The following is a 13,678-nucleotide window of genomic DNA, read 5'->3' as shown; positions in this document are numbered from 1 at the left end:
TTGACCGGGGTCAGTGTGGGTGCCGCGCTCGCCGGGCCGGCCGCCTCGGTGCTCTCGCCGCGCGGACTGATCGCGCTGAACGTGGCGACGCTCGCGCTCTCCGCGCTCCTGGCCCGGGCGCTGCCGTCCGCGACCGGGGCGGCCGGGGAGAGCGCCGCGTCACCGGCAGGGTCCGGGGCGCGGCTGCGGGTGGAGGACCCGGTGGTCCGCGGGCTGTTCGTCCGCTTCCTGCTGGTGGCGTTCTGGCAGGGCTTCCACACCGTGGCGGTCACGGTGATCCCGCTGCGTCTCCTGGACGGCGGGACCCGGCTCGTGGGGGTGTTCGTCGCGGCCTCGGCGGTCGCGGTCTTCGCCGGTTCGCTGGCCGCCCTGCCGGCCCAGCGGTACCTGGATCATGTGCCGTCGGCCGTGTGGCTGGTGCTGCCGATGGCGCCGCTCCTCGCGGCGGTGCTGGCGGCGAGCACCGTGCCGACGCTGGTGCTGTACGCGGCCTTCCTCATGCTCTTCGAGGTTGCCTTCGTGCACTACAACAACCGTCTCCTGGCGGCTGCTTCGGCCCGGGAGCTGTCCTCGGTGGTGACGCTGCGGGCGACCCTGCTGCCCTCGGGTGTGGCCGTGTCGATCCTGGTCATGGGCGCGCTGAGTGATCTGGCGGGTCCCGTGCCGGCCGTCCTGGTGGTCGTCGTCACCACGCTCGCGGTCAGCGCCGCGACCAGCGGGAGTCGGCAAACTCGGAGAGGTCCCGTACCTGAGGCGTGAGCAGAATGGCAGGGCCGGCATGCGGGGCGTTCATCCGTCCCGCTTTCCCTGACCGAAGGAATCCCGTCGTGCGCGTTCTCATTGTCCCGTTCCCGTGGAAGACCCATGTCTTCAACCTGGTGCCGCTCGCCTGGTCCCTGCAGACCGCGGGGCACGAGGTGCGGGTGGCCGGGTGGCCCGAACTCCTCGGCGCCGTGACCGGCGCCGGTCTGCTGGGAGCGGGTGTGGGGCCCGGTGAGAGCGGGCGGGAGCGGGCGGCCGGCGACCGGCGCCAGCAGCGGGAGCGCGGGGCCGCCCCGCCGGTGCCGGCGGCCGGGGCGGGGAGCCTGGATCCGCTGTTCGACGTACGGCCCGGCCGCGAGCGGCTGGGCTGGGAGCAGATCACGCGGGTCTTCGAGGACCTGGTGCTGCCGCAGGCCCGCCGGTCGAACGACTCCATGATGCAGGACGTGGTCGAACTGGCCCTGGAGTGGCGGCCCGACCTGGTGCTGTGGGGTGCCAAGGCCTTCGCCGGCGCGGTCGCCGCGGCCGCCGTGGGTGCGGCCCACGCCCGGGTGCTGTACTCGGTGGACGTCTACTCCCGGATGCGGGAGGACTTCCTGCACGCCAAGGCGCTGCAGCCGCAGGACGACCGGGCCGACGGTCTCCAGGAGTGGCTGACGGGCTGGGTGGAGAAGTACGGCGGCGTGTTCTCCGAGGACCTGGTGAACGGGCAGTTCACGATCGATCCGCTCCCTGCCGCCTTCCGGCCCGATCCGCGGCCGACGACGCTCCCTATGCAGTTCGTCCCCTACAACGGGCCCAGTGTCGTGCCCCGTTGGCTGGCGGAGCCGCCGCGCGCGCCGCGTGTCCTGATGACTTTCGGTGACAACGTCAACGACGGGCCGGTGCGCAGTCTGCTGCCGGCCGGGCGCGTGCAGGAGATCCTCGACTCCGTGGGCGATCTGGACATCGAGCTGGTCCTCACGCTGCCCCGGCAGGCCCAGGAGGAGTTGAGCCGTGTCCCGGCCAACACCCGTCTGGTGGAGTCGGTTCCGCTCTCGGAGGTGCTGCCGGGCTGCTCGGCGATGGTGCACCACGGCGGGACCTGGTCGTTCGGCTGCGCGCTGCGGTACGGGGTGCCGCAGTTGCTCGTCAGCCGGGCGTTCGACGTGCCGCTGAAGCTCCAGTGCCTCGAACGGACGGGCGCGGGGCTCTTCATGAAGCCGTCGGACGCCGACGGTCCCGCGGTACGTGAGGCGCTGCTGCGGCTTCTGGGGGACGGGACGTTCCGGGCCAACGCGCGGCGGCTGCGGCTGGAGGTCCTTGCGATGCCGGCGCCGAACGAGGTGGTGCGCACCCTGGAGGGCCTGGTGCCGGCGCATCGGGCGGTGGCCCGGCGGGGCGCCGGGGCCGCCGCGCGCTGAGGGCGGTGGTGCGCGGCGGCCCTGGTGGGTGGTGGTGCTCCCGGCGGCCGCCGGAAGCGGGCCCCGCACCTTGCCCGTGCGGGGCCCGCGGTGTGCCCTGGAGCGGGCAACCGGATCGTGGGCCGGCGGCGCGGGCGGGCCCGGTGTCCGGCCGGAGTTCCGGTCAGGCGGTGGGTACCGGGTCCGGTGCCGCCTGGCAGGTCGCGTCGGTACCCCACGCGGCGGACGGCCGGGTGCCGTCCCGCAGGAAGCTGCTGACGTAGGTGTTCAGGCAGGCGTTGTTGTTCGCGGAGAGGGCCGCGCCGACGCTGTGGCCGCCCTGCTCCAGGATGAGCCGGGAGTCCGGGAAGCGCGCGTGTGTCTCGTAGGCGCCGAGGAGTCCGTGCGCGGAGTCGAACTGCGGCTGGACGATGAGGACTTCCACGTTGCTGCTGCCGACCTGTACGGGTGTCTGGGACGGCACCGGCCAGAAGGCGCAGGGTGCGGTGTACCAGGCGTTGGTCCAGGTCAGGAACTTGGCGCCGAGGGCGTACTGGGCCGAGTAGGCCGCACTGTAGGAGCTCCAGCCCTTGGGCCAGGGGCCGTCGGTGCAGTTGACCGCGTTGGTCATGGTGTGGCGGTTCTGGTGCGGGAAGCCCGGGTCCGAGTAGTTCGCCTTCAGCGACGTGGCGTCGTTGTTGACGACGAAGTCGGAGAGGATCTTCGCGCGGTTCAGCCAGGTCCAGTGCCGGTAGACGACCGGCTCGAAGACGTCGGCCCACTCGGCCGGGCCTATCTTGCCGTCGAGGGGCGCGGCGCGGAGCTTGTTGCGGCCCTCGTAGTACTTGGCCTCGACCTGGGCGGCGGTCGTGCCCAGGTGGTAGACGCTGTCGTACTGGGCGATCCAGGCGAAGAACCGGTCGGCGTTCTGCTCGGAGGTGTAGTTCTTGCTGACCTGGTTGGGGAAGCCGACGCCGCTCGGGCTGGCGACGCTGTCCAGGAGCAGCCGCTTGACCCGGGTCGGGTACAGGGTGGCGTAGACCGAGCCGAGGTAGGTGCCCCAGTCGGTGCCGAAGAAGGTGATCTTCTCCTGGCCGAGGGCGATGCGCATCTGGTCGAGGTCGCGCGCGGCGTCCTTGGTGGTGAGGTGCTTGAGCACGTCGCCGTACTGCCGGCCGCAGCTCTCGGCGTACGCCTTGGCGCGGTTGGCCCAGGCCTGCTCGGTGGCCTGCGAGTTGGGGACCGGGTCCGGCTGGGCCTGGCCCGGGTTGATGTAGGAGGGATCGCAGACGATGGCCGGCTCGCTGGCGCCCACGCCACGCGGGTCGAAGCCGATCCAGTCGTAGGCGGGGCCGACGTCGGAGGCGAGGCCGGTGGTGCCCTGCGCGTATCGCGTGGGCAGGTCACGGCCGATACCGCCGGGCCACTGGCCGCGGTTGAGGATGACGACGCCCTGGTAGTCGGCGGCGGCGACGGTGTGCTCGGCGCGGGTCAGCGCGAGCTTGATCTTCTGGCCTGCGGGGTTGCTGTGGTCGAGCGGCACCTCGACCGTGCCGCAGTCCAGGCCCTTGAGCATGGTGCCCAGGAGCGGGTCGTTCTCCGGACACGGGGCCCATGCGATGGTGCCGGCGGCCGGCGTGACGGCGGCCTCCGCCGCGACCGGGGTGAGGGCCGGGCCCACCAGGCCGGTCACGATTACGGTGGTGACCAATGCGAGCTTCTTCACGTGAATCCCCTTCTGAATACAACGCGCTCGCAGCCTGACAACGGGACCTCTTTTTCCGGTCAACGCTGGCTGGAATCACTGAAGGTGAGCACGATCGAAGAAGCGCGGCGGCGACGGATTTCCCTAGCATGCAATGCGAGATCCCGACCTCAGGAGTGATCATGTCCGACCCTGCCATCCAGGGAATCAAGACCGTGCTGCATCCCGTCAAGGACCTGGTGGTGGCCAAGAGCGTGTACACCGCCCTGCTCGGTATCAAGCCGCAGACCGTCTCCGACTTCTACATCGGCTACGACGTCGCAGGTCAGCACATCGGCCTGGTGCCGGGCGCCGATACGCAGGGCATGTCCGCGCCGGTCACGTACTGGCACGTGCCGGACATCGAGGCGAAGCTCGCGGAGGTGACCGCGGCGGGCGCCGTCGTCCGGAACCCGGCCACCGATGTCGGTGGCGGCCGCCTCATCGCCACCGTCACGGACGTCGACGGCAACGTTCTCGGGCTGCTCCAGGACAGCTGAGGCCAAGCCTTCTCGATTCCTCCTCGTTTTCCGCTCGAATCCGGCTCGGGCCCCGCTCGGCTTCCTCCCGAGCGGGGCTCGAGCCGTATGCGAGCGGGAATCGAGCGCACCGCAGCACCCTCGCCTGACGGGCCGGGCGACCGCGGCCCGGTCCTCAGGCCTCAGTGAGGGAGAGCAATGAGCCAGGAACCCGCCCCCGTCCGCCGCCACGACCGGATCCGGGTGCACGGCGCGCGGGTGAACAATCTCAAGGACATCGACGTCGAGATCCCCAAGCACCGGCTGACGGTCTTCACCGGGGTCTCCGGCTCCGGCAAGAGCTCGCTGGTGTTCGGCACGATCGCCGCGGAGTCGCGGCGGCTGGTGGACGAGACGTACAGCGCCTTCGTCCGGGGCTTCATGCCGGCGCTTTCCCGCCCCGAGGTCGACGTCCTCGAAGGGCTGACCGCCGCGATCGTCGTCGACCAGCGGCGCCTGGGCTCCGATCCCCGCTCCACCGTCGGTACCGCCACCGACGCCAACGCCATGCTGCGTATCCTCTTCAGCCGGCTCGGCACCCCCCGTATCGGCCCGCCCAGCGCCTTCGCCTTCAACGTCCCGCGCCGCACGGCGAGCGGCACGATGAACGTCGACAGGGCCGGCGGCAAGCGGATCGTCGTCCGCAGGGCCGTCTACCACGGCGGGATGTGCCCACGCTGCGAAGGCCGCGGCACCGTCTCCGACATCGACCTCACCCAGCTGTACGACGACACGCGGGCGGTCGGCGACGGCGCGTTCACGATCCCCGGCTGGAAGCAGGACAGCTTCTGGACCACCCGCGTCTACGCCGAGTCCGGCGTCCTCGACCCGCGCAAGCCCATCCGTGACTTCTCCGAACGGGAGATGCGCGAGTTCCTCCACGGCGATCCCCGCAAGGTGAAGGTCGACGGGGTCAACCTCACCTACGAGGGTCTCCTCCCGAAGATCCGGAAGTCGATGCTGTCCAAGGACCGGGAGTCGCTCCAGCCGCACGTGCGGGCCTTCGTCGACCGGGCCGTCGCCTTCACCGCCTGCCCCGACTGCGCGGGGACCCGGCTCTGCGCCGAGGCCAGGTCCTCGAAGATCCGCGGGGTCTCGATGGCCGACGCCTGCGCGATGGAGGTCAGGGACCTCGTCTCCTGGGTGCGCGGCCTGGACGAGCCCCCGGTGGCGCCGCTGCTGGCCTCTCTCGCGCACACCCTGCAGTCGCTGGTGGAGATCGGGCTCGGCTACCTCTCCCTGGAGCGGGCCGCCGGCACCCTGTCGGGCGGTGAGGGCCAGCGCGTGAAGATGATCCGCCACCTGGGCTCCGCGCTCACCGACACCACGTACGTCTTCGACGAGCCGACCACCGGCCTGCACCCGCACGACATCGACGGTATGAACGGGCTGCTGCTCCGGCTGCGCGACAAGGGCAACACCGTTCTCGTCGTCGAGCACAAGCCGGAGACCATCGCCATCGCCGACCACGTCGTCGACCTCGGCCCCGGCGCAGGCGCCGACGGCGGCCGGGTGCTGTACGAGGGCACGCTCGACGGGCTCCGCGCGAGCGGCACCCCGACCGGCCGGCGGCTCGGCGACCGGGCCCGGCTGAAGGAGGCCGTACGCAAACCGGCGGGGCACCTGGAGGTCCGCGGCGCCGCCGCCCACAACCTCCAGGACGTCGACGTCGACCTGCCGCTCGGCGTGCTCTGTGTGGTCACCGGCGTCGCCGGCTCCGGCAAGAGCTCCCTGGTCCACGGCTCGGTGGCGCACCGGGAGGGTGTGGTGGCCGTCGACCAGTCGCCGATCAGGGGCTCCCGGCGCAGCAACCCCGCCACGTACACCGGTCTCCTCGACCCGATCCGTACGGCCTTCGCGAAGGCCAACGGCGTGCGGCCGGGGCTCTTCAGCGCCAACTCCGAGGGGGCCTGCCCCACCTGCGAGGGCATCGGCGTTGTGCACACCGCTCTCGCGATGATGGCGGAGACCGCGATCACCTGTGAGGACTGCGAGGGGCGGCGCTTTGACGGGTCCGTCCTGGAGCACCTCTTCGGCGGCCTCGACATCAGTGAGGTCCTCGCGATGCCGGTCCACGAGGCACTGGAGTTCTTCGGCGCGGGTGAGACCCGTGTCCCCGCCGCCCACCGCGTCCTGCAGCGCCTCTTCGACGTGGGCCTCGGCCACCTCTCCCTCGGCCGGCCGCTGACCACCCTCTCGGGCGGTGAGCGGCAGCGGCTGAAGCTCGCCGCGCACCTGGGCGGGAAGGGCGGGGTGATCGTCCTCGACGAGCCGACCTCCGGGCTCCACCTCGCCGACGTGGACCAGCTGCTCCGGCTTCTGGACCGGCTCGTGGACGCCGGCAAGTCCGTCATCGTCATCGAGCACCACCAGGCCGTGATGGCGCACGCCGACTGGATCGTCGATGTCGGCCCCGGCGCCGGCCAGGACGGTGGCCGGATCGTTTTCGAAGGCACCCCGGCCGAGCTCGTCGCCGGCCGTGCCACGCTCACCGGTGAACACCTGGCGGCCTATGTCGGGTGTTCAGCGGCTGAACCGGCAATCTGAAAGATGCCCGTGTTCGGGCAGTTCCTTAGCGTGCATTGCACGGCACTTCATCCCCTTAAACGAAAAGGGCACAGGAACATGTTTCGACCGTGGAATTGCGACTGCGATGTGGTCTCATGAGAATCCTTGTCACCGGCGGCGCCGGGTTCATCGGCTCCCATTACGTACGGACCGTTCTCGAGGGGGGATACCCGGGGTACGAGGACGCGCACGTCACCGTCCTCGACGCGCTCACCTACGCCGGCGCCCGGGAGAACCTCCCCGCCGCGCACCCGCGGCTCACCTTCGTCCGGGGCAACATCCTCGACCGTGACCTGCTGTGCGGTGTGCTCGAAGGCCAGGACGCGGTGGTCCACTTCGCGGCCGAGAGTCATGTCGACCGCTCCATCGAGAGCGGCGCCGACTTCGTCCGCACCAATGTGGAGGGCACCCAGGCCGTCATGGAGTGCGCTCTCGCGGCCAGCGTGGAGCGGGTCGTGCACATCTCCACGGACGAGGTGTACGGCTCCATCGACAAGGGTTCCTGGACCGAGGAGTCCCCGCTCCTCCCCAACTCCCCCTACGCCGCTTCCAAGGCATCCTCCGACCTCATCGCGCTCGCTTATTTCCGCACCCACCGGCTGAACGTCTCGGTCACCCGCTGCTCCAACAATTACGGGCCTTATCAGCACCCCGAAAAGTTCATTCCGCTCGCGGTCACCAACCTCCTCGAAGGACGCCGCATCCCCGTGTACGGGGACGGGCAGCAGATCCGTGAGTGGCTGCACGTCGATGACCACTGCCGCGCCGTGCAGCGGGTCCTGACCGGCGGCCGGGCCGGCCAGGCGTACAACATCGGCTCCGGATCGGCCGTGGCGAACCTGACGCTCGCCCACCGGCTCGTCGAACTCTGCGGTGTGGGAACCGACATGATCGGCCACGTCGGCGACCGCAAGGGCCACGACCGCCGCTACGCCCTCGACCAGTCCAAGATCGAGGAGGAGCTCGGCCACCGGCCTCTCACCTCATTCGACCGCGGCCTCGCGGAGACCGTCGCCTGGTACCGGGACAACCCGCAGTGGTGGAAGCCGGTCAAGGCGGACGGGGGCCGGGCATGAGCACCCGGACCCGGCTCGTGCCGCGCTCGCGCGCCGGGGTCACCGAGCGGCTCGCCCGCTCGGCCGCGACGCCGCGGGGCGCCCACCGCACGACCGCCGAGACCCTGGACTGGCTCGGCTTCCACCGGGTCACCTGCGGCACCGAGATCCGGCGGATCCCGTTCGCCGGGCTCGACAACTGGTCCTTCGCCCCGGCCACCGGCGACCTGCGGCACAGCAGCGGGGCGTTCTTCACCGTAGAGGGCCTGCACGTCATCCGGCCGGACGGCGGGTGGCAGCAGCCGATCATCGTCCAGCCGGAGATCGGCATCCTCGGCATCCTGGCCAAGGAGTTCGACGGGGTCCTGCACTTCCTCATGCAGGCCAAGATGGAGCCCGGCAACCCCAACCTGGTGCAGCTCTCCCCCACCGTGCAGGCCACCCGCAGCAACTACACCAAGGCCCACGGCGGCGCGGCCGTGAAGTACCTGGAGCACTTCCTGGAGCCCGACCGGGACCGGGTCCTCACCGACGTCCTCCAGTCCGAGCACGGCGCCTGGTTCTACCAGAAGCGCAACCGGAACATGATCGTGGAGGTCGACGCCGGCGTCCCCGTCCAGGTCCACGACGACTTCGCCTGGCTGACCCTCGGCCAGATCGTGGAGCTGCTCGCCCTGGACAACGTGGTGAACATGGACGCGCGCACCGTTCTCGCGAGCGCTCCCATGGCCGCCGAGGAGGCCGGCGCGCTGACCTCCGACGCCGAACTGCTCGCCTGGTTCACCGGCGAGCGGGCCCGCCAGGACGTGCGCGCCCGCCGCATGCCGTTGCGCGAGATATCCGGCTGGCGGCGCGACACCCACTCCATCCGCCGCGAGGACGAGCGGTTCTTCCGGGTCGTGGCGGTCTCCGTGGAGGGCGCCGGACGTGAGGTCCGCGGCTGGACCCAGCCGATCATCGAGCCGGCCGGTCCCGGCCTGGTCGCCTTCGCGTACCGCGTGTTCGACGGTCTCCCGCACGTCCTGGTGCACGCGCGTGTGGAGGGCGGCTTCCTCGACACCGCGGAGCTCGCGCCGACCGTGCAGTGCGTGCCGTCGAACTACGCGCACCTGGCGGCCGGGCAGCGGCCTGCGTTCCTCGACCTGATGCTGAACGCCTCGCCCGAGCGGATCCGCTACTCGACGGTCCACTCGGAGGAGGGCGGCCGGTTCCTGGCCGCCGAGAGCCGCTATCTGATCGTCGAGACCGACGAGGCGACGACGCCGGCCCAGACGCCGCCCGGTTTCCACTGGGTGAGCACGGGCCAGCTCAGCTGGCTGGCCGGACACAGCCGTTATGTGAACGTGCAGGCGCGGACACTCCTCGCGGTCCTCACCACCGCGGGCGCGGGGACGTCCTGACCCGGGAAGGCCCCCGGAGTTCCGGGGGCCTCGCACACGCCCCGCACCGCACGAAGGCCCTGGTCGGTGGGATTGTCCACCGACCAGGGCCTTCGTGCGGTGCGGGGCGGTCGGGCCATTACTTCGTCGCGGCGAGCCGCGTGGTCATCGGGGTCCACTCCCTGGGGTTCACACGCCAGTCGACCGGCTGCTGCTTGGTGGCGACGTTGACGCGGTTCCAGAGGTTCACCAGGCCGATGTGGAGCACCACGGCGCCGAGTTGCTTCTCCTCCCAGTGCCTGGCGGCCTCGTCCCAGACCTCGTCCGAGACCGGGTCCCTCACCTCGCTGATCCGCGTGGCGGCCTCGGCCAGCGCGAGCAGCGAACGCTCGGCGTCGGTGAAGCAGGTCTGCTCCCTCCAGGTCTCCACCAGCGGCAGGCGGAAGTCCTCCTCCCCCGCCTCCTCGAACTCGCGCTTCTTCACGGGAATCTGGACCGAACGGCCGTTGACCTGGCTCACCCTCAGATGGATGAGAACGAGCGTCTGCAACGGCACACCGACACTGTTGATGGCCTTGACCAGGGCCCGCATGGGGGGCAGAACATCGGGGACGACCAGCGACGGGTTAGGCATGCGCGGCGACATCTGTAATTCTCCTTCTGATAGGGACCGGAAAACAGCTTGCCCTCAGGGGCTGTTCTTTCTCAAGTAGTGCTGAATTCCGGGAGATAACTGTTTCCCTGTGTGGCTCCGGCGGCCCCGGCGAATGCGTGGTGCAGTCGCCGGTCAGCCGTGTGCCCGGCTTCCCACTGCACCCCGATGGCAAAGGGGTGGTCCGTCACCTCGACCGCCTCGACGGTCCCGTCCGCCGCCCGTGCGGTGACGGTGAGACCGTCACCGGGCCGCTCCACCGCCTGGTGGTGGTGGCAGGCCGACTCCGGCTCGTCCTCGTCGAGGACGCCGGCGATACGGCTGCCGGCCACGAGCCGGAGCGGGTGGCGTCCGAGGGTGAAGGACGGCGTGTCGGGACGGTGGCCGTCGTGAGCGGTGGTGTCGGGAAGATGCTGCTGGAGGGAGCCTCCGTGCAGCACATTGAGCAGTTGCATGCCGCGGCAGATCGCCAGGACGGGCAGTCGGGCGTCGAGTGCCGCCCTGAGCAGGGCCAGTTCGAGGCGGTCGGCATCCGGGGTCATGGCCCGGGTGGCCGGGTGCGCGGCCTCACCGTACAGCGCCGGATCGATGTCCGGCCCGCCCGGGACCAGGAGGCCGTCGACCCGGTCCAGGAGTTCCCCGGCACCGGGCAGCAGCGGCAGGAGCAGCGGCGCGCAGCCGGCCTCGTGGAGGTAGGCGATGTGGGTCTGCAGGGCGAGGCTGACGACGAGGCCGGAGCCCTGGAGCGTGACCGGTGCGGTGCGCGCGACGATCCCGATGACGGGCCGCCGGGGCGCCTTTTCCGGGGCATTCGGGGTTGAATTCATGACCGCCCTTGGAGGTTCCGGGTTCGACTGAGGAGAAGAAGCAGATGAAACAACCGTCCCCGGGTGACAGCCTGCCGTCAAAAATATTGGCGGGGTGTGAATCCATGGCCCGTGTTCAACCTCGGATCCGGGCGGAGAGCTACTGAACGGAATGCCGGTCCTGATACCACTGGGGCGGGATCTTCTGTCTCCCGATATCTCTCGCAGCCCCTTCACCTGAGGTGACCATGATCGAGGCGAAGAACATCACGAAACGCTACGGCGGCAAGACCGCCGTGAACGACCTGTCGTTCACGGTCGAGGCCGGCCGGGTCACCGGATTCCTGGGCCCCAACGGGGCGGGCAAGTCCACCACGATGCGGCTGCTCCTCGGCCTGGACCGGCCCGACGCGGGCCGGGCCACCATCAACGGTGTGGCCTACCGCGACCTCGCGCAGCCCATGCGCGCGGTCGGTGCTCTCCTGGAGGCGCGTGCCGTGCACACCGGCCGCAGCGCCTACGACCACCTGCTCTGCCTCGCGCAGACCCAGGGCTTCGGCAAGCGCCGGGTCCAGGAGGTGATCGAGCAGGTCGGCCTCGGGTCGGTGACGCGCAAGCGCGCGGGCGGCTTCTCCCTCGGCATGAGCCAGCGGCTCGGCATCGCCGCCGCGCTGCTCGGCGACCCGGCGGCACTGATCCTGGACGAGCCGGTCAACGGCCTGGACCCGGAGGGCATCCTCTGGATCCGCAATCTGATGAAGTCGCTCGCGGCCCAGGGCCGTGCCGTCTTCGTCTCCAGCCACCTGATGAACGAGATGGCCGTGACCGCCGACCACCTCATCGTCATCGGCCGCGGCCGGCTGGTCGCCGACTGCTCCACCGCGGAGTTCATCGAGCGCAGCACCAAGCAGTCGGTCCTGGTGAGGGCCCCCGAGCAGGAGAAGCTCGCCGAGCTGCTCAGGGCGCAGGGCGCCACGGTCACCGCGACCGAGGGCGGCCTGGCCGTCGCCGGGCTCGACGCCCCGCGCATCGCCGAACTCGCCGCCGCCGGCAACCTGGCCCTGCACGAGCTCTCCACCAGCCGCGGCTCGCTGGAGGACGCCTTCATGGAACTGACCAAGGACGCCGTCGAGTACGACGCCGCCGTGCCCACCACCGGAGGCGCGAAGTGACCACCCTGACCACCCCCGCCCCGGCGTCCGCCGCCGGCACGCAGCACAGGCTGAGCTTCCGGCGGCTGATGCTCTCGGAGTGGACGAAGATCCGCTCGGTGCGCTCCACGCTCTGGTCGCTGGCCATCCTGGTCGTGGTGACGCTGATCTTCACCGCACTGTTCATGCAGATGGGCGTCTCGAACTGGGACAAGAGCGAACCGTCCCAGCAGGCCGAGATGCGGATGGACCCGACCGGCACGATCCTGGGCAGCGGCATCCTGCTCAGCCAGCTCGCGGTCTGCGTGCTCGGCGTGATGGTCATCGCCTCGGAGTACTCCACGGGCATGATCCGCGCGAGCCTGCTCGCCGTCCCGAAGCGCGTCCCGGTCCTGGCGGCCAAGGGCACCGTCTTCGGTCTCCTGGTCCTCGTCGTCGGCGAGGTGACCGCGTTCGGTTCGTTCTTCATCGGCGCGCCGCTCCTGAAGGAGAAGGCACCGGTCGCGCTCGGCGACCCGGGCGTCCTGCAGGCCGTCGCCGGCACCGGCCTCTACCTGGCCCTGCTCGGTCTGTTCGCGCTCGCCGTCGGCGCGATCGTGCGGCACACGGCCGCGAGCATCACCGGTGTCATCGGCTTCGTCCTGGTACTCACACCGGTGGCCGCGATGCTGCCCGGCAAGATCGGCACGTACATCTACGCCTACCTGCCCACCGCGGCCGGCACCATGATGACCCAGCAGCAGGCGCGCACCGGCGACGTGCTGGGGCCCTGGCAGGGCATCGGAGTCCTCGCCCTGTGGACGGCCGTGCTGCTGGCCGTCGCCGCGGTACTGCTGCGCCGCAGGGACGCCTGACCTCCCCGCCCGCCACAGATGTCCGCCGATCCGGCGGTGGTATCCCTCCGCGACGAAGGGATACCACCGCTGACGGCGCGCGGGAGCGCCCGGCCAACCCCGCTGTTCGACGGGCCGTGCCCGCCGAGGCTGCCGGTGAGGGCGCGGTGGACGGCTCCGCGGGCACCGGGGCCGTGTCCGCGGACGGCGCCGAGACCGGAACCGCCCACCGGGCCGGTCCCCGGAACCGTCCCCTGGACCGGTGACCGCCGGAGGGAACCTGCCCCCGAGCGGTGGCACCTCAAGGACCCGACCCACCAGCGGTGTCCGCCTCCCGGGCCCCGGGAGGCGGACACCGGGAGGCGGACACCGCCGAGCCCGGCCGGGCCGAGCCGAGCCGAGCCGAGCCGGGCCGAGCCGGGCCGGGCCGGGCCGAGCCGGGCCGGGCCGGGCCGGGCCGGGGGATCTTCTGCGGTGATAACGGTCCGCTCGCCCGGGATCGGGGCGCACACGGCCGCACTGCGCCCGTCGGACCCGGACCGCGCCTTCGAGGACACCGGCAGGCATCCACCGATCAGCCCGGAGACGCTGCGCAACCGGTTTCGTGCCTGTGCTCGTCGTGCTGCCCGCCACGGCGCGAGCAGCACGACAAGCACAGGCACGGGGACGGGCACGGACGGGCACGGGCACGGACGGGCACGGGCACGGGCACGGGCACGGGGAAGAACAGCGTGGATTCCCCCGCCGGCGGCAAAGGAGCCCTCAGCCCGAGAACAAGGCCCTGCGCCGGGAACCGGCGGCAGTGCGCCGGGAACCGGGAACCGGGAC

Annotated in this window: 10 protein-coding genes and 1 pseudogene; 8 read left to right on the top strand and 3 right to left on the bottom strand. The window is 71.0% G+C overall.

Translation table 11 applies throughout. The features are described 5' to 3' along the window. Positions 1 to 759 (top strand): annotated as a pseudogene (locus tag ACIQM0_RS34200) (hypothetical protein); the annotation flags it as partial. 68 nt (positions 760 to 827) lie between these two features. Further along, a complete protein-coding gene (locus ACIQM0_RS34195; RefSeq protein WP_401294336.1) occupies positions 828 to 2,165 on the top strand; it encodes a nucleotide disphospho-sugar-binding domain-containing protein in 1,338 nt (445 codons plus the stop codon). A 163-nt stretch (positions 2,166 to 2,328) separates the two neighbouring features. On the opposite strand, the gene ACIQM0_RS34190 is transcribed toward ACIQM0_RS34195, so the two are convergent. Next, positions 2,329 to 3,870 (bottom strand): alpha/beta fold hydrolase, encoded by a 1,542-nt coding sequence (locus ACIQM0_RS34190; RefSeq protein WP_401294334.1) that lies wholly within the window; start codon positions 3,868 to 3,870, stop codon positions 2,329 to 2,331. Between the two features lie 161 nt (positions 3,871 to 4,031). Between ACIQM0_RS34190 and ACIQM0_RS34185 the strand changes: the two genes are divergently transcribed. From ACIQM0_RS34185 to ACIQM0_RS34170, 4 genes are all read left to right on the top strand, one after another. Further along, positions 4,032 to 4,388 carry a VOC family protein gene (locus ACIQM0_RS34185; RefSeq protein WP_401294332.1) on the top strand — a complete coding sequence of 119 codons (357 nt, stop codon included), beginning with the start codon at positions 4,032 to 4,034 and terminating at the stop codon, positions 4,386 to 4,388. 177 nt (positions 4,389 to 4,565) lie between these two features. Further along, positions 4,566 to 6,953 carry an ATP-binding cassette domain-containing protein gene (locus ACIQM0_RS34180; RefSeq protein WP_401294330.1) on the top strand — a complete coding sequence of 796 codons (2,388 nt, stop codon included), beginning with the start codon at positions 4,566 to 4,568 and terminating at the stop codon, positions 6,951 to 6,953. Between the two features lie 116 nt (positions 6,954 to 7,069). Further along, positions 7,070 to 8,050, top strand: coding sequence for a dTDP-glucose 4,6-dehydratase (rfbB, locus tag ACIQM0_RS34175; protein WP_401294328.1), 981 nt, complete (start codon positions 7,070 to 7,072; stop codon positions 8,048 to 8,050). Beyond that, positions 8,047 to 9,429, top strand: a complete 1,383-nt coding sequence (locus tag ACIQM0_RS34170; protein WP_401294327.1) for an NDP-hexose 2,3-dehydratase family protein — start codon at positions 8,047 to 8,049, stop codon at positions 9,427 to 9,429. Before rfbB ends, ACIQM0_RS34170 begins: the two co-directional genes overlap by 4 nt. Before the next feature lie 118 nt (positions 9,430 to 9,547). Here ACIQM0_RS34170 and ACIQM0_RS34165 read toward each other — a convergent pair whose 3' ends face one another. Together ACIQM0_RS34165 and ACIQM0_RS34160 are read right to left on the bottom strand one after the other, a co-directional pair. Further along, the gene (locus ACIQM0_RS34165) at positions 9,548 to 10,054 is read right to left on the bottom strand and encodes a carboxymuconolactone decarboxylase family protein (protein WP_401294325.1); all 507 of its coding nucleotides are present in this window, start codon (positions 10,052 to 10,054) and stop codon (positions 9,548 to 9,550) included. Positions 10,055 to 10,113: 59 nt separating this feature from the next. Beyond that, positions 10,114 to 10,887, bottom strand: coding sequence for a gamma-glutamyl-gamma-aminobutyrate hydrolase family protein (locus ACIQM0_RS34160; RefSeq protein ID WP_401294323.1), 774 nt, complete (start codon positions 10,885 to 10,887; stop codon positions 10,114 to 10,116). Positions 10,888 to 11,114: 227 nt separating this feature from the next. Here ACIQM0_RS34160 and ACIQM0_RS34155 point away from each other — a divergent pair, with 227 nt between their 5' ends. Both ACIQM0_RS34155 and ACIQM0_RS34150 read left to right on the top strand, forming a co-directional pair. After that, positions 11,115 to 12,038, top strand: a complete 924-nt coding sequence (locus ACIQM0_RS34155; RefSeq protein ID WP_401294321.1) for an ABC transporter ATP-binding protein — start codon at positions 11,115 to 11,117, stop codon at positions 12,036 to 12,038. Continuing rightward, complete coding sequence (locus ACIQM0_RS34150) at positions 12,035 to 12,871, top strand: ABC transporter permease subunit (RefSeq protein ID WP_401294319.1); 837 nt, start codon at positions 12,035 to 12,037, stop codon at positions 12,869 to 12,871. Before ACIQM0_RS34155 ends, ACIQM0_RS34150 begins: the two co-directional genes overlap by 4 nt. Positions 12,872 to 13,678 lie beyond the last annotated feature (807 nt).

It is taken from the genome of Streptomyces sp. NPDC091387, assembly GCF_044756945.1.
GTDB lineage: Bacteria > Actinomycetota > Actinomycetes > Streptomycetales > Streptomycetaceae > Streptomyces.
Note: the sequence above shows the minus strand (reverse complement) of the source record. Positions and strands in the feature narration are given on the sequence as shown.

What these genes read in the sequence shown, in the direction of transcription:
- rfbB (WP_401294328.1), top strand. Translation starts at nt 7,070, where the DNA reads ATGAGAATCCTTGTCACCGGCGGCGCCGGGTTCATCGGCTCCCATTAC.
- ACIQM0_RS34180 (WP_401294330.1), top strand. Translation starts at nt 4,566, where the DNA reads ATGAGCCAGGAACCCGCCCCCGTCCGCCGCCACGACCGGATCCGGGTG.
- ACIQM0_RS34185 (WP_401294332.1), top strand. Translation starts at nt 4,032, where the DNA reads ATGTCCGACCCTGCCATCCAGGGAATCAAGACCGTGCTGCATCCCGTC.
- ACIQM0_RS34165 (WP_401294325.1), bottom strand. Translation starts at nt 10,054, where the DNA reads ATGTCGCCGCGCATGCCTAACCCGTCGCTGGTCGTCCCCGATGTTCTG.
- ACIQM0_RS34160 (WP_401294323.1), bottom strand. Translation starts at nt 10,887, where the DNA reads ATGAATTCAACCCCGAATGCCCCGGAAAAGGCGCCCCGGCGGCCCGTC.
- ACIQM0_RS34170 (WP_401294327.1), top strand. Translation starts at nt 8,047, where the DNA reads ATGAGCACCCGGACCCGGCTCGTGCCGCGCTCGCGCGCCGGGGTCACC.
- ACIQM0_RS34155 (WP_401294321.1), top strand. Translation starts at nt 11,115, where the DNA reads ATGATCGAGGCGAAGAACATCACGAAACGCTACGGCGGCAAGACCGCC.